The sequence below is a fragment of the Desulfosarcina widdelii genome, from assembly GCF_009688965.1.
Classification (GTDB): domain Bacteria; phylum Desulfobacterota; class Desulfobacteria; order Desulfobacterales; family Desulfosarcinaceae; genus Desulfosarcina; species Desulfosarcina widdelii.
Genome location: NZ_AP021875.1, coordinates 4,993,391 through 5,015,216 on the forward strand (window position 1 = coordinate 4,993,391; position 21,826 = coordinate 5,015,216).

Here is a 21,826-nt window from a genome sequence, read left to right on the forward strand (position 1 = left end):
GAGGGAATCGGCATGAGCTACTCATTTTTCATTGACACTGAACGGTGCACCGCATGCCGGGCCTGTCAGGTGGCCTGCAAGCAGTGGCATGACCTGCCCGCCGAAAAGACCCAGAACTGGGGCACCTTCCAGAACCCGCCGGACCTCTCTTTTATGACCTACAAGCTGGTCCGCATGAAGGAAGAGGTGATCGACGGCAAGCTGCGATGGCTTTTTCTGCCCGAACAGTGCAGGCACTGCATCGAACCCCCGTGCCTGGAAACCGCGGACGACCCACAGGCCATTTACAAGGATGAGAAAACCGGCGCGGTGATTTTTACGGCCAATACCAAAAATCTGGATGCGAACGAGATCATCGAGTCCTGTCCATACAATATTCCGCGCAAGGCCGCCGACGGCACCCTGGCCAAGTGCGACATGTGCAACGACCGGGTGACCAACGGCCTTTTGCCGGCCTGCGTGCAGACCTGCCCGACCGGTGCCATGAATTTCGGTGAGCGGGAGGATATGCTTTCCCTGGCCGACCAGCGGTTGGCGCAGGTTAGAAAAAAGTATTCCAAGGCCCAACTGGTGGATTCGGACGATGTCAACGTGATTTACCTGATCACGGCAGCCCCGTCCGATTATCATCGGAATCTGATGGCCGCCGCCGGCGTCCACGGGTTTACGCGCCAGATGGCCCTGAAAAAAATGATGCGGCCGTTTGGCCGGGCGATACGCCAGTTGGCATAGCTTCAACGCCAAGAAGGAAAAAGAAGGGAAGGAGAGGTTCTTCACTTGTGGGGCCTCTCCTTTCTTTGTTATATTTCCGTGAATTAATAAAGCACTTCACCGCGGAATAACATAGAAAGGAACCCTCCAATGACCCATACGCCATTGTGGGATGAATCTGCCGTAGAAAAAGCCGTGGCCCAAATGACGGCCAAACGCCCTGCCTATGCTTCCATACTGGGTTTTTACGGTCCGGTTTTCATTGCACAGATCAAAGCGGGTGCGCACGTTTCTCCTGCCGCCATTGCAGTGGATGAGTCCATCCTGAAGATAAAAATCAAGGAAGGGTTTTCACTGATTGCCCCGGCGGACTTCACGATTGACCTTCCCGCAGCCGAAAAACTGTTGGCGGATATCTGCAGCATTGCCGCAGTATCGGGCGAGAAACTGTCGGGGGCCGGCAAGGAACTGGCCCTGGCCATGGCAGAGCGAGAATCATTGGAGGATCTATTTCATGATGTGCTGGACAACAAGGGCCGCCTGGATGCCATGGCCGGAAAAAGCAATGTCCCGGCGGACATGCTCTCCCTGCTGCTCTACCTCTCTATAAAGCCCAGCATCGAGTCCGGCTCCCGGCAACTGGCGGCGTTTTTGGAAGAGAATGCCGACGGTCATGGGAACTGCCCGATTTGCGGCAGTGCTCCGATCATCGGTGAGCTGGATGCCGACGGCCGGCTATGGGTCCACTGCAGCCTGTGCGGTCATCGCTGGTCGATCGAGCGCATGGTTTGTCTGTTTTGCGGCAACCGGGACAGCGCCTCCCTGGAATACCTGTACAGCGAGAATGAACCCGAGTACCGCGTGTACCTGTGCAATGAATGCCGGCATTATCTGAAAGTCGTGGATACCCGCAAACTGGCGCGCGTTTTTTACCCTCCCCTGGAGCAGGTGGTTTCCCTGCATCTGGATCTGATGGCTTCCGAGAAGGGGTTTACGCATGTTTTGGGAGCCGGAACGGCAATGGCGTAAACGATAGAAACGATTGCCGATAAAAATGGTGTATGCGGTTTTGTGTCGCCGATCAGGTGATTTCTATTTTACGAAACGTTAAAACGGATTATTTTGCGTCGCAATGTATTTTTATGAATGCCGAGTTCTCTGGCTGTTTTGCTTTTGTTCCATTGGTTTCGCTCCAATGCTTGGGTGATGGCTTCTTTTTCGATATCCTTAAGCACCCGACTTGGAGGGTCTTTAATTTTTTTGTCTAAAGGCAAAAACCTTTCTGGCAAGTGCTCTCGGCGGATGAGCTTTTCACGGCACATGACAAAAGCATGCTCGATGGCATTTTCGAGCTCTCTCACATTTCCCTGCCAATCGTATAACATCAGCAAGGCCAATGCCTCCTGTGATACGCCCAAGATCTCTTTCCCATTGAGAACATTGAAGCGCTCAATGAAATGATCGATCAGTGATGGGATATCTTCTTTGCGGTTCCGTAGCGGTGGCAGCACCAGCCGGACAATGTTGATGCGATAATACAGATCTTCCCGGAAGTTCCCATTTTGTACCATTTGATACAGGTTGTGGTGAGTGGCGGCAATAACCCTGGCATTGGTGCGAACCGGTTCGACAGAACCCAGGGGTTCGTATACTTTTTGTTCCAGTACACGAAGCAATTTGGCCTGAACAGCCAAAGAGATGTCGCCGATTTCATCCAATAAAATCGTTCCCTTATGAGCCTGGTCGAAGCGACCGGGCTTGTCTTTTTTCGCGTCCGTAAAGGCACCGACCTTATATCCGAACAATTCGGACTCAAACAGGTTGTCCGGCAATGCACTGCAGTTCACAGCCACAAAAGGGCCTTTTGCCTGGAAGCTGCTATTATGAATCGCCCGTGCAACAAGCTCTTTTCCGGTGCCGCTTTCTCCCTCGATCAAGACCGTGCTCCTGCTCTGGGCGATCTGGGGGAGAATGGCGAAAATTTTCTGCATTTGCTTGTTTTTACTAATGATGTCTTCAAATGTATGCTGCTTTTGGAGTTCTTTATGGAGTGTATTGATGTCGGATAAATCTCGGAAGGACATCACACCGCCGATGATCCTGTTTTCCGCATTTCTTAAAATGCCGGTCGTCATGTTAATGGGAATTTGTTTCTGGTCTGCACGGATAATGTAAATTGGACGGTTAGGAACGGTTTTTCGGTCTTCCATGACCTGTTTCAGGGTGCATTGATCTTCGCACATGCTGCTTCGCAGCACCTCGAAACATTTGCGCCCGATCGCCTCTTCATTGCTGATCCCTGTGATCCTTTCGGCTGCTTTGTTGAAAGACGTCACTCGCCAGTTCAAATCAACCGTATAGACACCATCGGCAATGGAATCCAGAATGCTTCGATACAATCTGGGAAAGGGTTTGTCCAACTCGAACATACTGTTGCGTCCTTTCCGCTGATGGTTTGCAGACAGGTGCAAATTGGTACCCACCGCACATAAAATGGCTGCATTTTGTTCTACTTTCGCCTTAATAATCACAGAAGGCAAATATCTGTCAAATAATAAATTAGCTTTATTATATTAGAATAATTAAAAAAAATATAAAATTCATATAAATTGGAATGCATTTTGCCCCATTGGTCCTGTCGAATAGGGCTATCATTAAATTTCACACCATTTTTCACCCCCGAACATTTCGTCTTAAAAAGCTGCAAGCGGGTTCCCACGTAAGATTCCTTGCAGCCCAAACAGGGAAAAGAAAAGAGGAGGGCTTTATGAAGAAAAGGCATGTGGGTTGGTGGCGGGTATCTACCTTTTTTATTTGTGCGCTTTTTTTGCTGGGGGGACTTTGCATCATGGCGAATCAGAGCATGGCAAAAAACAAGTCCGTTGCCCATAAGGCGGCGTTCGCCCTTTATGCAAAAAAATGCCTTGGCTGCCACGACTCGGTCGCCGACCCCGAAAAACCGGGTCGTACGCGCGATGACTGGCACCTTGTGGTCAACGTCATGCACAAATACGGCATGGACCTGACAGCAGATGAAGCGGATATGATTGTCGACCTGCTTTACGATCTAAGGCAGGGAATGGAAAGAGAAGCTGGATAAATAAAATAGTCCACAGATATCGATTATTCTTACTTAAAAAGGAGAACTCATGAAACGAAGGACTTTTCTTAAATCAATGGCGGCCACCGGGATAGCCTCTTCCATGACAGGGGCTGTGATTCCAAGCAGTGCTGAAGCAGCCAAAAAGCTGGATATCGGTGAAATCAAGGGACTTAAAATCGATGTGCTGACGGAAACGAGCTGGTTCGACAACGATGTTTTCAAAAAAGATATCATGGATTACGGCGGGGCCATGACCAACCAATACACGATTCCCTGGAAATGGGACAATGCCGGTGGGTATGCGGTTTTGATTACGGTCACCACGCTCGAAGGCCAGGAACGCAAATTCATGATGGACTTCGGTTGGAACAATGAGTGGATGGATTATATCTACGAAGAAAAAAGCGATGTCGCTTCCTTGATCAGCAAAGATGAAATCGAATTCTGGGTTCTGTCTCACTGGCATCTGGATCATTATTGGGGCGTCGAATCCACGTTGAAACGCAAACAGGATATCACTTTGTATGCGCCGGCAACCTACTACCCCGAAGATATGGCGCTGCTCAAGGACAAGGCCCATCACAAAGCGAAGAACAAAGAAACCGGCCAGATGGATCATATCTGCAAGAACGATTACCCCCATACGGGAAAACTGGTTCTGTGCGATCCCAAAGGTGAAAACGGGGAAGGGATTTATCGAATGATGCCCGGCGTGGCGGTTCGAAATTTCGATGTGCCGATTCTTTTGAGGGTTCGGGGTGAAAACGTTCTCTATTTCAACGTAAAAGACAAAGGCGTGGTTACGGTAACCGGCTGCTGCCATCCCGGAATTCTTTCACTGTTTTCCTATGCGAGAAGGAACTTCCAGGGATATAAACCCTATGGCTGTTATGGCGGACTGCACATCAGTCTGTTTGAGACCTGGGATCCCAAATTTGACGATATCATCAAAGGCGTAAAGTCCTTCAAGATTCAAAAGCTCGGCTGCAACCACTGCACCGGCTGGATATGGGCTGAAAAGGCGGCCGCATCAGGCGTTCCGGTAGTTAAAGGGACGGATAAATATAAATCCTACAAGAAATTTTCAACGGTGGCCAAGGCCAGCAATGTTTTCCTCACCAATGGGGATACTGTCACGTTTTGATCATTCGCTCTGCCTTTAGGGTCAATGTGGTGAATGGAAGGAAAGGGGATGTCCTGTCCCAAGGCTCCCCTTTTTCCCCTAAAAGCGTAAGGAGGCTTGTATGACCGAGGAGAGTTCGGATTTCAAATTCAACTATTTTTTCGGACTGGTTAATCTTGTTGCCGTGTTTTTGATCGTCTGGTTCCTCTGGTATATTTTTATGAATCCAAATACGGTCATGAAATTGTATACGCCCATGTATGGCTTTTCGTTGATCGTGGTATTTTTATCGGGCATTATTCTCATGGCAAAAGTTCTCAAATGGCCTGCATGGTATAATCGACTATTCCAGAAAGACAAGCCGATCACCAAAGGAATCCTGTTGACGATCATCGCTTTTTTATTAATGATCGGGTTGAATTACATCGTTTTCTGGGGCTTTATCGGAAAATTCGGTATCGCCTATTTCAGTCCGGATTCCATTGTGGCTTCCGGCGGTATCGGGGCAGAGCCCTTTGTGGCGCGGGAAAACGCCTCCACGGCCATTGTCTACTTTTTTACAGCATTTCTTTGGATGGCGCTGTTCTGGGATCTTGGTTTCGGGCGCTGGCCCTGGCAGAATGACACTTATGGCGTACAGGCATGGTCCAAGTTGTTTGCGATCCTTTTTTTTGTAGTACTTTTCTATATTCTCCTTTTCCATTCCCATGTCTGCTATCTTTTTTATCCCGCGCAGGATAAAGCTGCCGTGACTCCCTGGTGGGAGGAATTAGCCGGCACCGGCAGCGCCTTTTTCAGCCTGGGGCTCATTCTCTGTACGCTTGTTTGGATCGTCTTTTCCGACCTCTTGTGGGAGGGCAAACCCTGGAATCGGTATGAAGTGGACGGCGAAAGCACCTTCGGCAAAGGGTTTGTCGTATTTTTCAGCACCCTGACCTTCGGCATTATCCTGATATTTATTCTACTGATGATTTTTAATTATGTGTGGATGGAGCCGTTCGTGGGCGGTCAGTATACGGATGGCCCGGACTGGCGATATATCCACGCCGGTGAAATTGCCGGTTTTTTTATTTTAGCGGCATTTATCTGGAAAAACTATTTTAACAATTTTCCCAACCTTGACAGCCTGTGGCTGCGAGCTCTGATCCGAAGTATCATCGCTGTTGTCTTAGGATTGCTCATTTACTGGTTTTACTATTCACCGCTGGCCACCTTTTTTCTGGCCAAAGTGGAAGGTTTTGCCCAACCGGGGGATACTCCGTTGGTTTGGGCATTGCTGTTTTTAAGTATCATTTTGGTACAGAGCGAATTCTTTGATGGATGGCCGTTAAAAAGAAAGAAATAGACAGGACGAACCATGGCGGATAGCAGCAGACGGCGGTTTCTGAGCGATTATTTTCTGCATCAGGCGGGTCGATGTTTGCAGGGATTTGAAGACGGCTTGGAAGAAGCGCGACAGAAAGCCGAGTTCGACCAATTCTTCGATTCCTATGAATCGAGCTATGCCCTGACACTGGCGTATCCGGATGATATCCTGCTTGAAACCGCCAGAAAGTACGATATTGAAACAGAAGGCCGTCCGAAAAAAGATATCGTGAAGGAACTTTTTATTAAAAAAGGGGGATTTTAACATCGAACTCGAAAGCTTTTTCAGAAGCCGGATCGAAGGGATGCTGATTGTTTCGTCCTGGAGCGAGCAATTCAGGGCCGATGTCGGTCTAAAGGGTTTCAGCCAGGTATGGGGAGGCCCGCCTGCGTGGTACATCTGGCTGGCAGATGCCCCCGGTGTTTATCATTTAGCGCTTATAGATACCGAAGAAGAGAAACACAAAGGTAAGGCTTTCAGTAAAGCCGTTTTTGCCGTCAAATGTTATCCGTATCCTGATAACGCGTGTTATTCATCGTTTTCTTTCATTGAGCAAAAACTTATTCAAAGCAGCTTTTTCGATGAAACACATACACCGGTTTTCGAGTGCAAAGAAAAAATCCCTTCGGATCTTTTTAATATAGCGATGCTTGAAATTACTATGGATGACGAGGCAAATATGGCCAGCTTCTGTGTTGAAACGCTGGACATCCTTCGAAGCCGCTATGCTTCCAAAACAGATCAAATCTTTCCAGTCCTGGATATTGCCCGAAAGTTTGTCGTGGACGAGATCGATCGGGATATTCCGGGATTGGAAATCGCTTACCCCTTGTTTGACTGTTTAATGTGCCTGTATGCCAATGCCGGCAAACAGGCACCTGTTCAGGTTCAATGTTCCAAAACACCTGGTTTTGAAGTCGTTATCGAACGTGGCAAAGTGAGTGCCAAGCCGAACAAGGCCATCAACGGTTACAGGTTGACCGTCCTTTATGCTGCAGCTGATTGTCATGAGCAGATAAATACTGAACCCATGCAGATCGATATAGAAGAATGCGGAGAATCGCCTTTCTACAGGCGAATATTCGCCTGTGGTCATTTTCATGATGAAGAAGTGGATGGAAACCTGCCGATAACCATCAACAAGAATTGGTGGTCCCTTGCGCACAGGCACTATGTTTCTGAATTAGCCTCGTCATGCGGTTGTCACTGATAAAAGTAACTTTATGAATAGCGATGCAAATACAAAGGCTATTTGCGCTAAGAATAAAGAATCTTTAAAATGACAAAGATTGCCATCCCGACATTTCGGAAGCGGGTATCACCGGTATTTGATACATGCAAGCATATGCTGGTGATCAATTGTAAAAATGGATCTGAAGTCGGTCGCGAAAGTATCTTCCTCGACAATATGACCTTGAACGAAAGGTGTCGTATTATCGAAAATTTGGGAGTTACCGTTATTATTTGTGGTGGTATCAGTGAGGCTTTCGGGAAAATTCTCAAGTGCGTCAAGATCGAATTGACCAATGGAATAGCCGGTGAGGTTGAGGACGTGCTATCGGCGTATTTGGATGGCTGCCTGGATACTCCGAAATTCTACATGCCGGGTTTTAACCCAAACGGCGAGCGGAAGTAAACGCTTTCTCAATATCAACGATGCCTTACGGTAAAGCTCTGGATCTGACAACCAAGCTCAAACGGATTGATAATGCTGGCTCAACCGTCGCGCCGGCAAACATGATTTTACGTCCATTCGACATCGCGCTTCAAGTGCGTTTGCATCTGCAACGATACCCAATTTGCTCAAGTCCTGCGTCTTTCCTCAAGAGACCGTGCCTCCCTGGAATACCTGTACAGTGATAATGAACACGAGTACCGCGTGTAGCTGGAATCGTTTTGCCTAAAATTGAACGGATTCTATTTTTTTAGCCTTGGCGTATCGAACAAGGATTGGTTGAATTAACGATATATTATGTGGTAGCTTAAAACATTCGTTTGCTTCCAACTCTCTATTATGCCCCAACTTGACGCTATTGATAGTGGAGATTGTTGCAAACAAAGTGAAGGACAGCATAAATGCCGATGTGCTGGCTTAGGTGAACTTTATTCAGCTTATGTGTCTAAGATGCGAGTGATCTTAATTTTTCTATTATTGCTTCCCACGCTCGTTTTGGCTGAAGAACCAATGCGTTTTGTGTATTATGACGATTATCGACCGCGTTCATGGAGTGAAAATGGCACAGTCCGTGGCATCCTTGTTGATATTGTAGATGAGGCCGTTGGAAAACGATTGGGCATTCCAGTTTCCCATCTTGGATATCCATGGAAGCGTGCTCAAGAAATGGTAAAAACTGGTCTGGCCGATGCGTTTGTTACCCTGCCAACTCAAGAGCGGCGCAGCTACACGGTGGTTGGAAATGAACCAATCATCGTATTTACACTTAAACTTGCTACTCGGCGAAATCATCCAAGGATTAGCGAAATAGAACAAATAGCGACCATTGAGCAACTCAAAGATTATAAGGTTGTTGACTATCTCGGAGATGGATGGGCCCAGCAGCATTTAAAAAATATGAATGTCCATTGGCTGTCGGATATCGATAGTATCTTCCCTTTCTTAATTCAAGGTCGAGCTGATGTTGTTATTTTATCCAACCGGACCATTTTTGAAATGCACCGCCAAGGCTACGACCCTCTAATTAAAATTTTGCCTAATAATTTGTCTTCAGTATCTTTTTATTTGTGCGTAAGTAAACATTCGTCATACAAAGACGAGTGGTCCCGCCTTAATCCCTTGATTTCTCGCCAGGTTGTGCCAAAGGCCCCTGGACGTTCATGGACTTCAATATAATAATCCCAGCTCTCGGACTTGGCGGTTTCCCACTCCTGATAAGTGATATGCCCCACCGAGGTGGAAAAACGAAACCGCTGCCCCTGTGAAGTCCGACCTTTTAGGAAATAGTTCCAGTATCCCGGCTTTGAACCGGCATCTTCGTACTCTTTGCCTTTGGCTGTCACATAGTATTTTTTCACTGCCGGGCTGTGCCAGTCCAGCATGCCGTTGCCCATAAAGTAGAAACCGGTCAGCAAAAAAAATCCTCCCAATGCCAGCATGATGCTTTGAAAAATATCACCTGTCCACAGAACGCCCAGCAGCGCGCTCAGAATCAATGCGCTGAAAACCACCAGCCAGTGGTCCGCTATCATGGTTGCGGGGTTAAAGGGGGATGTGGGGCAGAAATGCACGAAACAGAAAATGCCGAAGGCGCACATGCCTGCGGTCAGACCGGAAACTATAAAAGGATTTTTACGTTTCATGGGCAAATCAACTTCCGTTATGGTACTTATCTATGAATGATTTATTGATAGGTGTATTCATCGCATCTCACGGCCCGATAAGCGGAACGCAGCACCGCTTATCCTAGTTTAGACGGCCTAATAGCCGCTTTATAGTACGACCATTTTGCAGACCTAATCGGGTTAGAAGCCCAATTGGCCTTCTAATCCAATCATATACCGGATTAGGAGCCGAATTGGGCTTCTAATTATTTGGCTATTGGGAAAAGTTACTTAAAGATCGGGTCGCCTATCTCAACCACTTGTAATTAAATAAAAAATGTCGCGAATCATGACCTGAAAGGGTGCTATATTGCGATTTTCAGAGCTAAAAATCGAATTATAGGCCCAGTTTTATCGCGAAGCAGCGGTTCTAATACCCAGCTACTTGCGGCGGTGTAGTTCATTGAAATGAAATCAGCTTTTCGTTTCTGCCAACACTTCCTGCACCCAGCTCAAAGCCGCAATTGTGTTGGGAAAACCGGTGGTGGTCATCGCCAGAAGAATGGCATGTTCTACTTCTTCAACCACTGCGCCAGCGGCCATGGCTTTGCGGGTATTAGACATCACGCCCCCACGCGAGTTTGCACCCGCAGCGATGCCCAGTTTGATCAGGTCCTGGGTTTTCTCGTCCAGGGGGCCCGCCTCCCTGGTCGCTTTGCCGAGCTGTTTGAAATGGTTGAAGACTTCAGGGAACCGTTCCTGGAATTGCTGGTAGACTTTTGGAAGATACATATTGTCTCCTTTCATTTTTCTCATAATCTGTTACCCTGCGGCCGGAAAAGTGAGAACGAAGGCGGTGCCGCCATGGATGCCGCTGCCGATCCGGATGGTGCCGCCGTAATCCTCGACGATCTCATTGGTGATGGACAGCCCCAGCCCCATGCCTTCGCCCATCTGCTTGGTGGTAAAAAAAGCTTCGAAGATCCGATCCTTGACCGTATCCGAAATGCCCACTCCAGTATCGGATACGGTCAGGCGAACATGCCTGTTGTCCTGTCCGCTGGAGATGCGGATGCAATGATCGAGGTCTTCGTCTCCGCTTTCCTGCCGCTGAACGATCGCATCGCGTGCGTTGGTGAGCAGGTTGAAAATCACCTGCTCCAGGCGATTGTTGTGGGCCATCACCGGCGCGATCCCTTCCGAAAGCTCAAGGTCCAGGCGAATGTTCTGCAGGGTCAACTGCCGGCCGATGATCTCTATAACGCTCCGTACACAGTCGTTAATCTGCACCTGGTTTTTACTGAAATCCGATTTGCGTCCGAAATCCCGCAGCCGCTGAATGATGGCCACGGCCCGATCCACCTGTCCGCTGATTTCCGCCACCACGTGTAACAGATCTGCCTGGGGAATCTTTTTTCCGGACTGGGCCATGAATTCCAGAAATTCGCTGCCCATTTTTATGGCGTTGAGGGGTTGGTTGACCTCGTGAGCGATGCCCGCGGACATCTCCCCCAGGGTGGTCATTTTGCTGGCCTGAATCAGTTGGCTGTCTTTTTCGACCATTTCGCTGATGTCCGTGGTGGCCACAATCAGGGCATCAACGGATTCGTAACGGGCCGGGATGGCATGCACGTTGACGTGGATGGGGCTGCCGTCCTTTTTCGCATATTGTACCTTGGAAATGGCCACCTCTTCGTTTTTCCCGCCAAAGCACTGCTGCCCCGAATCGTCAATGGGGCCCAAGTCCGAAAAGGGCCGTCCGATAAGTTCTTCCCGCGAGTAGCCGAACACGGCCTCGGCCCTGGGATTGGCATCCAGTATGCGATGCCGGTTCTGATCCAGAGCGAAAATGGGGTTGGGGCCGCTGTTGAAGAGGGACCGGTATTTGGCCTCTGACTCCTGCAGGCGAACCTGGGATTCTTTGATCCGCTGGGCCATGTTCATGAAGGAACTGGCCAACTGGCGAACCTCGTCTTCACCGCTCATGCGGTTTTCCAATGGCACGGAAAAATTGAAATTCCCCCGGCTGATTTCATCGGAAACCCGGGTAAGCTGCGAAATCGGGCGGGTGATGTAGCGCGCCAGGCCGTGGCTGATGACGAAAAAAATGATGGTTACCGTGGAAACAAACCCCAAAAAGGTGGTGCGCAGTTTTCCGATCAACTGATCGATATGGTTTTTATCCACCCCCAGGTGAACGTTTCCGATCCGGTAGATTCCCTCCAGCACCGGGATGGCCACGTCATAAACGGAGCTGCCCGTCATCTTCAGCAAGCGGATGGCGTGGGGCTGATCGGGAGGCAGGGGGTTGGCATCGATCAGGCCCTGGGGAAAAGGACGGGTGAAGGTGTGGGCCAGCACACGGTCCTTTTTATCCTGAATGTAGACATAGACGATAAGAAGCTTACGTTCGCCCAGGCGGGCGTCGAACAGGAGGCTGGTGAGCTGTGGAATGTCTTCCGTAAGAATAGGACCCCGACAACTTTCGGCGATGCTCTGGCCGATTCCCAGCCCCCGCCGTTTGAGTTCGGATGTCAGGCTGGAGATAAGCACCCATCGGGTAAAAAGGGCGATCAGCACGCTGATGAGAAGAATCACCAATGTGATGGAGAAGAAGATTTTGTTCTTCAAAGAGGAGCGTTTAATCTTTTCCAGTGGCATAGGGCTCCAGGTGAATTGACCGCTCTTTTTCGATGTTTTGGTCAACGACGTTCAAACCGGTCAGTGCCGGGGCTATGAACGAAACACTCAGTCTTCCAGCAGTACGAACCGCCCTCCCTCTATCTTTGTAAAATAAACCCGCTCCAGGCCCTGATGGTCCTGGGGACTGAAGGAAAGCGGATTGGCGATGCCCAAATCGTAATCTCGAATCGACTCGATGGCCCGGACAAAGGATTCCCGGTCCAATTGCCGGCCGGCACGCCTCAGCCCTTCCACCAGCACGCGGGCGTTGATATACCCTTCGAGGCCGACGAAGTTGGGGCGGTCTTCCGGATAGTAGGCCGCCAGAAGCTTGACGTATTCTTCGGCCCCCCAAAGCGGTTTGTCTTCTCCGATGGTTTCGGGAGGAGGCACCACCTGAGAGACAATAACGCCTTCCCCTTTTTTGCCCAGCAGGCGGGCCAGTGCATCCGCTCCCACGAAAGAGACATTGTAAAACACCGGATCATAGCCGCCTTCCCTGGCCATGCGGATAAACTTGGCGCAGGGTTCGTAGGTGCCGATCATTACCACGGAACGCGCCCCGCTGGCGCGGATACGATCCAGACCGGCTTCCACATCCAGGGTTCCCCGGACATAACTGCCATTGGCAACCGGCACCAGACCGTGCGCCTTCAATGCCAGTTCGGTACCGCGCAATCCGTCGAATCCATAGGCGTCGTACTGGTAGAAAACGGCGATCTCCCTGATGTGCAGGCGTTCGACCAGGTAGCGGACAGCGGCGGCGGTTTCCTGGTAGTAAGACGCCCTGACATTGATCAAATAGGGATTCAACGGTTCCCGCAGGGCATTCGCGCCGGTGAACATCCCCACCAGGGGGATGCGGGCCTCTTCGATCAGAGGAAGTACCCTTACGGTGGTGGGGGTGCCCACATAACAAAAAAGGGCAAAGACGCGGTCTTCGATGAGCAGGCGCTGGGTGTTCACCAGGCAGTGGGGCGGATCGTAGCCGTCGTCGTAGGCCACGACCCGGATGCGGCGGCCGTTGACGCCGCCGGCGCCATTGATGTGCCGCAGATAAGCCATGGCTCCGTGCAGGGTCTGGGTGCCCAGATATCCGGCGTGCCCTCCCATGGCCAGCGATGACCCAATCAAAATTTCGTCATCGGTGATGCCGGTTTGCAGATCGGCCGTCAACTGATCCCTGCCGGCGTCCTGGCAGGCGCCAAGAAGCAGAACAGCGGTCAGGGCAATCCATAAAATGATGAATTGGGTCTGGTTGTTTTTCATTGGAACGGCAGCGCAGATTTTAGACTTCCTGCGATATGTTTATCCCATGAATCCGGTGTACAGGAACACCCCATAGGCAATGGTCAGCAATGCCCCCATGAACCGGGGAAGCCGGCCGATAATGGCGACGAAAAATAGATGCAGCAGTCCGGCCCCGAGAATCACCAGGATGCCCAGAACCATTCGGTCCGGTACCTGGATGACGGAAAAGAGGGCAAAAAGGCCGATGCACATGGGGATGCAGATATGGCCGTCTCCCACTTGGGAGCTGTAAACAATATCCGCCCGTCGGGCCCAGGCATAGTACATCGCCAGAACCGCGTTGGGCAGCACCATGAGGCAGCCGCTGAGAATGCCCAGCTGATCGTAGAGAATAAAGCCGGGACCCAGGGCCATGACCCAAACCACCAGCCGGTCGATGCCGGAAAGCACACCGGCCCCGAGAACCACCACCAGCAGGACGTCCACGAAGACAGTCCACGGCAGCGAGCGCCGCTGGTGGATGTTGTATTTGAGAACGTCGAATACGTGCAGGACCTGCCAGAAGAGAAAAAGGCCCACCAGCACCAGACCGTCGCCGAAATCCAGGCGGCCGTCACGCCCCAATGCCCACAGGGCGCCGGTAAAAAAAAACAGGGCCACGAGGGTGAGCATCAAAGAAAGGGTGTTAAGCTGCTGGAGTTTGGATGCGGAAGGGCGCACATTGCGCACAGACCGGTTCGTCGCGATGTTCAGGCCCCAGATCAGGGCCGGCAGCCCGATGAGCAGGGTCAGGTTGGTGACGTTGTTGACGATGCAGTTCTCGACGATGACCGCGCCGCTGCCGCCCTGGCGGCCCAGGGAAAAGGCAAACACCAGGTTGGGGAATCCGGAGGCATAGGGCATGACCAGCGTGCCCAGGACAGTGCCTTCGAGGCCCTTGCGCTCTAAAACGTTGAGGCGGTAGACCATGAGCATGGAGCAGGCCAGAAACAGGATCAGCGAAAACCAGGGGTCCAGCGACGAAAGAAACTGCCATAGACCGTCCAGCCGCGTAAGAACCGCCTTCAGATTGGCCGACACCGAGTTGAGGATACCCATAAGGGAGTCGAGAAATCCGTCGTTATTCATCAGTGTGCCCGGCTACCAAATCCTTCCATCGCTCATCCAGCGCTTTCAACTCGCCGACGAGAACTTCAAGGGTGTCCACATCGGTGCGGGGAATGTCCAATCTTTCCGCATAGGTATAGATTTTCTGCTTTTCGGGCAGAGTGAAGTTGCCGTCCATGGAGGCGATCATGATAGCATCTTTGAGAACGCGCATGGCGGTCAGGCGGGAGACTTTATGGGTGCCGATGTCAAAATTCGGGTCCGTTTCCCGGAGGACCTTTTCGTAGTTGACGCCCATCTGGATGGCCTGTTTGCGGATAAAACGGTACTCCGGCGGGCCGTTTTCCTTGTCAGCCCGGGCAATGGCGATCAGCATTTTCACGTAGGTTTCGCGGTCGAATGAAGCGGAGCTTTTTTCCTGACTTTCGCCTGACATGCCTTTCCTCCCCCTGCCGATTCCGGCTGAATGATGCTGAACGAACAGGATCGATCAAGCAATGTGATGGCTATGAACGAAGTTAACCGTTTTCTATAACACATTCTGCCCATCGTTGCATAAAAAACATTTTAAAATTATTATACTCATTTGAAATGATTGATGAATAAAGCCATCAGACCGCAGCGGTTGCCAATTGCGCCGAATTGTGATTTGAAAACCGCTTTCCCGTGAGACAGAAAGAGTGCCCATGGCAGCAAGCGACATCCGGAAAATTCCGTACAATTACACCAGCGCCGACGACAGTCAGATCGTGCGTCTGATCATCGGGGACCGTGGATACCGGCGCCTGCAGAAAAGCCGGCTGCTCAAAGGCAGCGGTCCGGCCCTGCACCCCCTGATGCGTTTTTTCGGCGACATGTTCATGCTGCGGCGCAATCCCTTCGTACGCAACGAGTTGATCGTTTCCCCCCGACGCCATCGACGGTTTTTCGAGGCCGCAGCCCTGGATCTGGAAATGGCGGCCGCTGCCGTGCCCGATCAATCTGACGGGCATCCCGAAGGATCGGCGGTGCTGGAGGACTGCCGCCGCTGCCTGGAAGCGACCGACACCGACATCCGGCAGATTGGCAACCGCCAGCGGCGGATTCACAAACGCCTGGCCGTTTTGATCGGCAAGGACAACATTTTCACCGACCCGTTCACACTCAATGCCCATGTGACCGACGCCACCAACTGGCGCCTGCACCTGCCGCTGGCCGTGGTGCGCCCCACCCGTGAAGATCAGATCCCTGAATTGATCCGGGGATTGGCTGCCGAGGGCTTCAAGGTTATCCCCAGGGGCGGGGGTACCGGATTGACCGGCGGCAGCGTACCCCTGGACAACGGATGCGTGATCGTCAACACTGAAGGGCTCAACCGCATCCACGGCATCGAAACCGTTGAAATGGGGACCGCGGAGGGGCGGCAGGCGGTTCCCGTCATTCACCTGGAGGCCGGGGTGATCACCCAGGCGGCCATGACCGCCGCCAAGGCACAGGGCCTGGTCTTTGCCACCGATCCCACCAGCGCCTGGGCCTGCACCATCGGGGGCAACATTGCCGAAAATGCCGGCGGCAAGACCGCCGTGCTCTGGGGCACGGCCATCGACAACCTGCTCTCTTTTTCCATTGCCATGCCCGACGGCCGGCTTTACACGGTCCGGCGGAGCGCCCACAGCCTGCGCCGCATCCGGCCCGAAGACCGCATCGATTTCGATGTGCTGGACGATGCCGGCGCCACCGTGCGCAAGATCTCCCTGGACGGACTTCAGATCCGGCAGGCCGGTCTGGGCAAGGACATCACCAACAAGGCCCTTTCCGGGTTGCCCGGCATCCAGAAAGAGGGCACCGACGGCATCATCACGTCGGCGCGCTTCATTCTCCACCGGGCTTACAAAGCGAAGGCCACCTGCTGCCTGGAGTTTTTCGGCGCGGACATGGACGAGGCCAGCCGGGCCATCGCCGCCATCTGCGAGGCGTTTGCCAACCGGGGAGAAGAGACCCTCATGGCCCTGGAGCATTTCGACGATGCCTACGTGCGGGCCATCGGTTACAAGGTCAAGGCCCCCCGCCAGGATCTGCCCAAGGCGGTGCTGCTCATGGACATGGTGGGGCACGATCGCGCCCAGATTGAACGGGGGCTGGTGCGACTCAAGCAATTGATGTCGCTCTACCCCAACACGCATCTCTTTGTGGCCGATTCCGAGAGCGAGGCCGAGCGCTTCTGGCGGGACCGTAAACGGCTGGGGGCCATCGCCCGCCGGACCCGGTCGTTCAAGCTCAACGAAGATATCGTGCTGCCCATCGATGCCCTGGCCGAGTTCGCCCAGTTCGCCGACGACGTCAACGCCGAAGAGCAGCGCCGCAACCAGAAGGACCTGGTTTTTCGCCTGGGCGCCCATCTGGAAACGGCCCAGCCCCTGGAAGATCCCGAGTGGCTGGCCGCCAAACGTCCCGCCGCCAAGGAATTGTTCATGGCTGCCTTGGAGCGTCTCCGGCTGGCCGGCAAGCACCACCTCCAGGAGGAAACCCACATCCGGCGGCTCAAGGAAGATCTGGCCGAACTGTTCAGCGGCTACGTCAAGATCAACAGCGAAATCGAGGAGATCTATGCGGATACGCGTTCGCGCCTGATCGTCATCGCCACCCACATGCACGCCGGGGACGGAAATATTCACGTCAACGTTCCGGTGTTTTCCAATGACCGGGAGATGATGATCCGGGCCGCCGAAACCGCCGATGCGGTCATGGCCAAGGCGGTGGAACTGGACGGGGTTGTCAGCGGGGAGCATGGCATTGGGTTCACCAAGTTCAAGTACCTAGATCCGGACCGCCTCGAGGAACTGGCCCGCTATCGAGAGCAGGTGGACCCGGACGGAATCATGAATCCGGGCAAGCTCAGCGATCCGCAGGCGCCGGGTTTGGTCTTCGCGCCCTCGTTCAACCTGCTGGAACTGGAGGCCGGCATCCTGCGCCATGCCGAGCTGGAGGCCCTGGCCGAGAAAATTTCCGGCTGTGTGCGCTGCGGCCGCTGCAAGACCCCCTGCTGCGTGTTTCATCCTCAGAAAAATCTGTTTTACCACCCGCGCAACAAGAACCTGGCCGTGGTGGCCCTTATCGAAGCGATCCTTTACGAGACCCAGCGCTTCCGCTCCACCGGACTCAACGCTTTAAAATATCTGGGCCAGGTGGCCGACCACTGCACCATTTGCCACAAATGCCAGCCGCCCTGCCCGGTGGACATCGACAGCGGTGAAGTCGCGATTCTGGAGCGCAAGATCCTCGCCGCCCGCCGCTATTGCAAGACCAAAGCGGCCACCAGCATGGCGTTGACCTACCTGGACAGCCGTTCGCCGGTGTTCAACGCCGTGGTGCGGCCCACGGCCCTGTGGGCGGGCAGCCGGCTTCAGCGGACCGGCGCCTGGATGCTCCGGCATCTGCCGGGTGCAGGAACGCCGCGGCCGGCAGATCCGCTGGCGCTGCTGCGAACGCCCATGCCGCAGGTGCCTTCCGGAACGCTTTTCGATCGCCTGCCGGCCTGCGGCAGGAATCAGGCGGTGATCGTCGAACCGTCCGGCGACATCCGGCGCACGGTTTTCTATTTTCCCGGCTGCGGTTCCGAACGCCTCTATTCACGGGTGGCCCTGGCCTCCATCCATGTTATGCTGTCCACGGGCGCCCGTGTGATTCTGCCGCCGCCGTTTCTGTGCTGCGGCTTTCCGGCGCGGGTCAACGCCAAAACCGATCTGCATCGCCGCCAGGCCATGCGCACGGCGGTGATTCTGAACCAGATCCGTGAGCGGCTGGGCCACCTGCGTTTCGATGCCCTGGCCGTCAGCTGCGGCACCTGCATGGAATCCCTGGTCGATATGCAGGCCCCCGCCATATTCGGCTGTTCGATTGTCGATGTCAGCCGGCTGGCCGTGGATCACGGCCTTACGGTCGAAATTCCGGGGCCCCGGATGTATCATGCGCCCTGCCACGATTCTCTGGAAGGGGAGGGAGAAGTCTTACTGGGCCGCCTGGGAAGCCCGGTTGTCGCCGTGCCCCACTGCTGCGGCGAGGCCGGCACCCTGGCCTTGAGCCGGCCCGATATTGCCGCGGCCATGCGGGCGCGTAAACAGGATGCGCTGCTAAATGCGATGGGCGAGTCGGTGGACGTGGAGAAGATCGTCCTCACCAACTGCCCCTCCTGCCTGTCCGGTCTCGGTCGGCAGGAAACCCTGGGAATCCGGGTCCGGCACCTGGCAGAGGAGTTGGCCGAGGGGCTGGACGGGGAGAAATGGTTCGAGGAAACGCTTGCGTGGCGCAAACGGGCGCGGGCCCTCGACTTTTAAGACAATGAGGATTGCATGAAAATCGAGCAGACATCCATTGTGGAATACGAAGAAGTGGACACCGATTTTCGCATGAAGCTGCCGGCGCTGTTCCAGCGGCTCCAGCGGGCGGCCCTGAACCATTCGGATTCGGTGGGCCTGGATACGCAGACCATGGTCGCCGCCGGTGCGGTCTGGATCCTGAACAGGATACGGGTTAAGATCCAGCGGATGCCCGGATACCGGGAACCGCTCACCGTGAGGACCTGGCACAAGGGATCGGCCGGATTCCGGGCCGGCAGGGATTTTTTCGTTCTGTGCGGGGACGAGCAGGTTGCCGCCGCTGCCAGTCAATGGCTCTACTACGATATCGGCCGCAAGCGTATTGCCAAGATTCCGGAGCGGGTATCGGCACCCTACACCGATGAACGGGACGAAGCGCTGGAACCCGGTGCCATCGATTTTGCCGTGGACAAGACCTTCGAACCCGAAGAGACGCTGGCCCTGACCACCCGTGAGGGGGATTACGACCCCAACGGCCATGTGAACAATACGGTTTACCTGGATTACCTGGACACCCTGATCAAACGTTCGGGCATTGCCGGCGGCAGCATCGGAGAAGTAGGCATCCAGTACCTGAAGGAGATCGACCGTCATGTCCAGGCCATTCAGGGCGGGCTGGTAAAGGACAACGATGTGATCCATTTCCGGTTTTTTCAGCAGGAGACGGTCTTTGCCGCCGGTTTTGTCCGCACGAAGGATGCGCTGTGAAATAAAAGGTTAGATTTCTTTTGGATCATCGAAGCCCGGTCGTTTAACGGCTCTTGCATTTGGGAAGCCGAGTTCAGTTCTTTTTCTCAGATCCTTCAGGTGCAATATTTTTTGAATTACTTCTTTTCTTTGTTCAGGAAAGTTGTTCAATAGTATATGCCAAGCCGCCATCGATTTTTCTATGCCGATTAGCGCAACTTTGGCCGATCCATCGGAATCATCAGGAAGATCGTCTTCTTTTGTGACGATATCCTCGCATTGATTTTCGCTGGCCCTCTTAATCTTGACACCAATCTGAAACAGGTACCATTTGATTACTTCAATGGAGTCTTTTATATTCGCAAATTCTTTTTCAGGATTTTCTTCCGAAGAAAGAAGACGGATTCGCGTCATTTGATCTTGTGTCCGATGCAGCAGATCCTTGTTGGACTGGAGCCACCTCCGCGCCGAAACGGCGTATTCCTCTGCCAGATGGAATAACATATTCGATATTCGATTTTCACTTTGTTTTGATACTAAATTTTTCTGATTTTCATTTTCGAACGAATTTAAATCGATACCTTTTTGCAGCGCTAACTCGGCAATCATTTCCATTGTGTCTCGAAACAACCCGGACAGCTTTTCCCAGAATTCTTTATTCCGAATATCGATCTCTTCGAGATTGCCGAACGTCTCTTCCGTCAAGGCGCAATTCAAGCACCTGGAAGTAAATTGGCAGCGTTCACACCAACGATCACAGTAATTGTAAATACCTCGAATATACTTCGGATCCTTGGCTTGTTTCAATAGAATTTCCTTTTTCATTATGGATGGGTGTCGTATTCACCGCGAGAGGTATTCGTCCGATGCGAGTACTGCCACAGGTGAAATCGACCTACCGCTCCGGCCGATCCTCAAGGGACAGAATGAAGTCCCACTCGTTTTTGGACACAGGCATGATTGAAAGCCGGTTGCCCTTGCGCACCAGGGGCATGTTTTCAAGCGATGCATGGTCCTTGATTTCGGCCAGGGAGATAACCCGCCTGGTGTGCCGCAGGTATTTGATGTCCACCATGTACCAGCGCGGGTTGTTTGGATCGCTTTTTTCATCGAAATACTTGCTGTCGGGTTCGAAGGCGGTATGGTCCGGGTAGCCTTCGCGCACCACTTCCATCAATCCGACAATCCCCGGCACTTTGCAGTTGGAGTGATAAAAAAAGGCACGGTCGCCGACCTTCATCGTATCGCGCATCATGTTGCGGGCCTGGTAATTGCGCACGCCGTCCCAGTGTTCCGTCCGGTTTGGCATCGATTTCAGATCATCGATGCTGAATGCCGAAGGCTCGGATTTCATCAGCCAATAGTTCATATGCCTCTCCATAATCATTTAGAAGAATACTTCTCAAAATACGCTTTCTTTATTTTGTCGACAATCCCAGTTTCCAATAACTGCCCATGAATTCGATTGAATTCGGCGAACCGGGACGCCAGCGGAGATTTTTTACTCACCGTGATATAAGACTCGTTATGACTTGCCGGACACCTGTAAGACGTCTCTTCAAACGCCCCCTGCAACCCCATTTCGGAAATGATATAATTTAAAGGCTCTTTGTATCCGATGACACCGTCAATGCGTTCCGCATTCAGCAGGTTTAGAAGCTTGTTGTATGTATGCCAGGGGACTTTTTTCAGCTTTGTGTCATTGTCAAAGCGGTTAAAGTAAACGGCTCCTCGCTCGTAACCGATTGTGTAATTGTAAAGGTCCTCATAGGTTCTGACAGCACGTCCTTTCCCTTTTTTGAAATAGAAAACAATAGGAAAATCGGTAAGAAAAGGCTTATCACAGTAGAGCATATATTTTTCTCTGTCCGGCTTTTTTACCGCATTGGTCAGGACGTCGACGGTACCTACTTCCATGCTTTTCAGGCAGCGCTTCCATGGGCATCTGTATAAAGAAACATCGAGATTCATTCTTCCGGCGATTTCCTTTACCACATCGACATCGACTCCGCTTATCCAGTCGTCCTTTTCCGCAGCAATGACATAAGGCGGATAATGATAAATGGACAGTTTCAGTTCTTCTGCCCTCAGGTCAAAAGGCTGAATGACGAAAACAGTAAATAAGAAAACGGCTGCAAACAGACTTTTTCTCATTATTTCCC

General features: G+C 52.4%; 21 protein-coding genes. 11 read left to right on the forward strand and 10 right to left on the reverse strand.

From position 1 onward, the window contains the following. Positions 1 to 12: 12 nt before the first annotated feature. Complete coding sequence (locus GN111_RS22930; RefSeq protein WP_155305989.1) at positions 13 to 732, forward strand: 4Fe-4S dicluster domain-containing protein; 720 nt, start codon at positions 13 to 15, stop codon at positions 730 to 732. Positions 733 to 861: 129 nt separating this feature from the next. After that, positions 862 to 1,740 carry a formate dehydrogenase accessory protein FdhE gene (locus GN111_RS22935; RefSeq protein ID WP_155305990.1) on the forward strand — a complete coding sequence of 293 codons (879 nt, stop codon included), beginning with the start codon at positions 862 to 864 and terminating at the stop codon, positions 1,738 to 1,740. A gap of 68 nt (positions 1,741 to 1,808) precedes the next feature. On the opposite strand, the gene GN111_RS22940 is transcribed toward GN111_RS22935, so the two are convergent. Further along, positions 1,809 to 3,242 carry a sigma-54 interaction domain-containing protein gene (locus tag GN111_RS22940; protein WP_331457730.1) on the reverse strand — a complete coding sequence of 478 codons (1,434 nt, stop codon included), beginning with the start codon at positions 3,240 to 3,242 and terminating at the stop codon, positions 1,809 to 1,811. A gap of 236 nt (positions 3,243 to 3,478) precedes the next feature. Here GN111_RS22940 and GN111_RS22945 point away from each other — a divergent pair, with 236 nt between their 5' ends. From GN111_RS22945 to GN111_RS22975, 7 genes are all read left to right on the forward strand, one after another. Further along, positions 3,479 to 3,811 (forward strand): c-type cytochrome, encoded by a 333-nt coding sequence (locus tag GN111_RS22945; protein WP_155305991.1) that lies wholly within the window; start codon positions 3,479 to 3,481, stop codon positions 3,809 to 3,811. A gap of 49 nt (positions 3,812 to 3,860) precedes the next feature. After that, on the forward strand, positions 3,861 to 4,958 hold the full coding sequence (locus GN111_RS22950) for an MBL fold metallo-hydrolase (RefSeq protein WP_155305992.1): 1,098 nt from the start codon (positions 3,861 to 3,863) through the stop codon (positions 4,956 to 4,958). 100 nt (positions 4,959 to 5,058) lie between these two features. Next, a complete protein-coding gene (locus tag GN111_RS22955; protein ID WP_155305993.1) occupies positions 5,059 to 6,282 on the forward strand; it encodes a hypothetical protein in 1,224 nt (407 codons plus the stop codon). 12 nt (positions 6,283 to 6,294) lie between these two features. After that, positions 6,295 to 6,567 (forward strand): hypothetical protein, encoded by a 273-nt coding sequence (locus GN111_RS22960; RefSeq protein ID WP_155305994.1) that lies wholly within the window; start codon positions 6,295 to 6,297, stop codon positions 6,565 to 6,567. Between the two features lie 40 nt (positions 6,568 to 6,607). Beyond that, complete coding sequence (locus tag GN111_RS22965; RefSeq protein ID WP_155305995.1) at positions 6,608 to 7,513, forward strand: hypothetical protein; 906 nt, start codon at positions 6,608 to 6,610, stop codon at positions 7,511 to 7,513. A 69-nt stretch (positions 7,514 to 7,582) separates the two neighbouring features. After that, a complete protein-coding gene (locus GN111_RS22970; protein ID WP_155305996.1) occupies positions 7,583 to 7,939 on the forward strand; it encodes a NifB/NifX family molybdenum-iron cluster-binding protein in 357 nt (118 codons plus the stop codon). Between the two features lie 489 nt (positions 7,940 to 8,428). Then, positions 8,429 to 9,154 (forward strand): substrate-binding periplasmic protein, encoded by a 726-nt coding sequence (locus GN111_RS22975; RefSeq protein WP_170302420.1) that lies wholly within the window; start codon positions 8,429 to 8,431, stop codon positions 9,152 to 9,154. Here GN111_RS22975 and GN111_RS22980 read toward each other — a convergent pair. The 6 genes from GN111_RS22980 to GN111_RS23005 all read right to left on the reverse strand — a co-directional run bounded on the left by GN111_RS22980 (position 9,040) and on the right by GN111_RS23005 (position 15,058). Further along, positions 9,040 to 9,621: a hypothetical protein gene (locus GN111_RS22980; protein ID WP_155305998.1), complete on the reverse strand. Its 582-nt coding sequence runs from the start codon at positions 9,619 to 9,621 to the stop codon at positions 9,040 to 9,042. The two genes, GN111_RS22975 and GN111_RS22980, sit on opposite strands and share 115 nt — an antisense overlap. A gap of 435 nt (positions 9,622 to 10,056) precedes the next feature. Further along, entirely contained in the window at positions 10,057 to 10,374 is a 318-nt protein-coding gene (locus tag GN111_RS22985; RefSeq protein ID WP_155305999.1) for a carboxymuconolactone decarboxylase family protein, read from the reverse strand. A gap of 30 nt (positions 10,375 to 10,404) precedes the next feature. After that, complete coding sequence (locus tag GN111_RS22990; protein ID WP_155306000.1) at positions 10,405 to 12,243, reverse strand: ATP-binding protein; 1,839 nt, start codon at positions 12,241 to 12,243, stop codon at positions 10,405 to 10,407. An 87-nt stretch (positions 12,244 to 12,330) separates the two neighbouring features. Beyond that, complete coding sequence (locus GN111_RS22995; protein WP_155306001.1) at positions 12,331 to 13,533, reverse strand: ABC transporter substrate-binding protein; 1,203 nt, start codon at positions 13,531 to 13,533, stop codon at positions 12,331 to 12,333. Positions 13,534 to 13,572: 39 nt separating this feature from the next. Beyond that, a complete protein-coding gene (locus tag GN111_RS23000; protein ID WP_197740404.1) occupies positions 13,573 to 14,643 on the reverse strand; it encodes a sodium/calcium exchanger protein in 1,071 nt (356 codons plus the stop codon). Continuing rightward, positions 14,636 to 15,058: a hypothetical protein gene (locus GN111_RS23005; protein WP_155306002.1), complete on the reverse strand. Its 423-nt coding sequence runs from the start codon at positions 15,056 to 15,058 to the stop codon at positions 14,636 to 14,638. The genes GN111_RS23000 and GN111_RS23005 overlap by 8 nt, the downstream gene beginning before the upstream one ends. A gap of 250 nt (positions 15,059 to 15,308) precedes the next feature. On the opposite strand from GN111_RS23005, the gene GN111_RS23010 reads away from it, so the two are divergent. Further along, on the forward strand, positions 15,309 to 18,935 hold the full coding sequence (locus GN111_RS23010; protein WP_155306003.1) for a DUF3683 domain-containing protein: 3,627 nt from the start codon (positions 15,309 to 15,311) through the stop codon (positions 18,933 to 18,935). Between the two features lie 15 nt (positions 18,936 to 18,950). Further along, the gene (locus tag GN111_RS23015; RefSeq protein WP_155306004.1) at positions 18,951 to 19,685 is read left to right on the forward strand and encodes an acyl-[acyl-carrier-protein] thioesterase; all 735 of its coding nucleotides are present in this window, start codon (positions 18,951 to 18,953) and stop codon (positions 19,683 to 19,685) included. A 9-nt stretch (positions 19,686 to 19,694) separates the two neighbouring features. On the opposite strand, the gene GN111_RS23020 is transcribed toward GN111_RS23015, so the two are convergent. The 3 genes from GN111_RS23020 to GN111_RS23030 form a co-directional block, all read right to left on the reverse strand. Further along, entirely contained in the window at positions 19,695 to 20,471 is a 777-nt protein-coding gene (locus GN111_RS23020) for a hypothetical protein (RefSeq protein ID WP_155306005.1), read from the reverse strand. Positions 20,472 to 20,559: 88 nt separating this feature from the next. Further along, positions 20,560 to 21,033: an EVE domain-containing protein gene (locus tag GN111_RS23025; protein WP_155306006.1), complete on the reverse strand. Its 474-nt coding sequence runs from the start codon at positions 21,031 to 21,033 to the stop codon at positions 20,560 to 20,562. A gap of 14 nt (positions 21,034 to 21,047) precedes the next feature. Beyond that, positions 21,048 to 21,818 carry a substrate-binding periplasmic protein gene (locus tag GN111_RS23030; protein WP_155306007.1) on the reverse strand — a complete coding sequence of 257 codons (771 nt, stop codon included), beginning with the start codon at positions 21,816 to 21,818 and terminating at the stop codon, positions 21,048 to 21,050. Positions 21,819 to 21,826: the final 8 nt, after the last annotated feature.

Coding starts and splice junctions, on each gene's coding strand:
- GN111_RS22930 (WP_155305989.1), top strand. CDS start 13: ATGAGCTACTCATTTTTCATTGACACTGAACGGTGCACCGCATGCCGG.
- GN111_RS22935 (WP_155305990.1), top strand. CDS start 862: ATGACCCATACGCCATTGTGGGATGAATCTGCCGTAGAAAAAGCCGTG.
- GN111_RS22945 (WP_155305991.1), top strand. CDS start 3,479: ATGAAGAAAAGGCATGTGGGTTGGTGGCGGGTATCTACCTTTTTTATT.
- GN111_RS22950 (WP_155305992.1), top strand. CDS start 3,861: ATGAAACGAAGGACTTTTCTTAAATCAATGGCGGCCACCGGGATAGCC.
- GN111_RS22955 (WP_155305993.1), top strand. CDS start 5,059: ATGACCGAGGAGAGTTCGGATTTCAAATTCAACTATTTTTTCGGACTG.
- GN111_RS22960 (WP_155305994.1), top strand. CDS start 6,295: ATGGCGGATAGCAGCAGACGGCGGTTTCTGAGCGATTATTTTCTGCAT.
- GN111_RS22965 (WP_155305995.1), top strand. CDS start 6,608: ATGCTGATTGTTTCGTCCTGGAGCGAGCAATTCAGGGCCGATGTCGGT.
- GN111_RS22970 (WP_155305996.1), top strand. CDS start 7,583: ATGACAAAGATTGCCATCCCGACATTTCGGAAGCGGGTATCACCGGTA.
- GN111_RS22975 (WP_170302420.1), top strand. CDS start 8,429: ATGCGAGTGATCTTAATTTTTCTATTATTGCTTCCCACGCTCGTTTTG.
- GN111_RS22980 (WP_155305998.1), bottom strand. CDS start 9,621: ATGAAACGTAAAAATCCTTTTATAGTTTCCGGTCTGACCGCAGGCATG.
- GN111_RS22985 (WP_155305999.1), bottom strand. CDS start 10,374: ATGTATCTTCCAAAAGTCTACCAGCAATTCCAGGAACGGTTCCCTGAA.
- GN111_RS22990 (WP_155306000.1), bottom strand. CDS start 12,243: ATGCCACTGGAAAAGATTAAACGCTCCTCTTTGAAGAACAAAATCTTC.
- GN111_RS22995 (WP_155306001.1), bottom strand. CDS start 13,533: ATGAAAAACAACCAGACCCAATTCATCATTTTATGGATTGCCCTGACC.
- GN111_RS23000 (WP_197740404.1), bottom strand. CDS start 14,643: ATGAATAACGACGGATTTCTCGACTCCCTTATGGGTATCCTCAACTCG.
- GN111_RS23005 (WP_155306002.1), bottom strand. CDS start 15,058: ATGTCAGGCGAAAGTCAGGAAAAAAGCTCCGCTTCATTCGACCGCGAA.
- GN111_RS23010 (WP_155306003.1), top strand. CDS start 15,309: ATGGCAGCAAGCGACATCCGGAAAATTCCGTACAATTACACCAGCGCC.
- GN111_RS23015 (WP_155306004.1), top strand. CDS start 18,951: ATGAAAATCGAGCAGACATCCATTGTGGAATACGAAGAAGTGGACACC.
- GN111_RS23025 (WP_155306006.1), bottom strand. CDS start 21,033: ATGAACTATTGGCTGATGAAATCCGAGCCTTCGGCATTCAGCATCGAT.
- GN111_RS23030 (WP_155306007.1), bottom strand. CDS start 21,818: ATGAGAAAAAGTCTGTTTGCAGCCGTTTTCTTATTTACTGTTTTCGTC.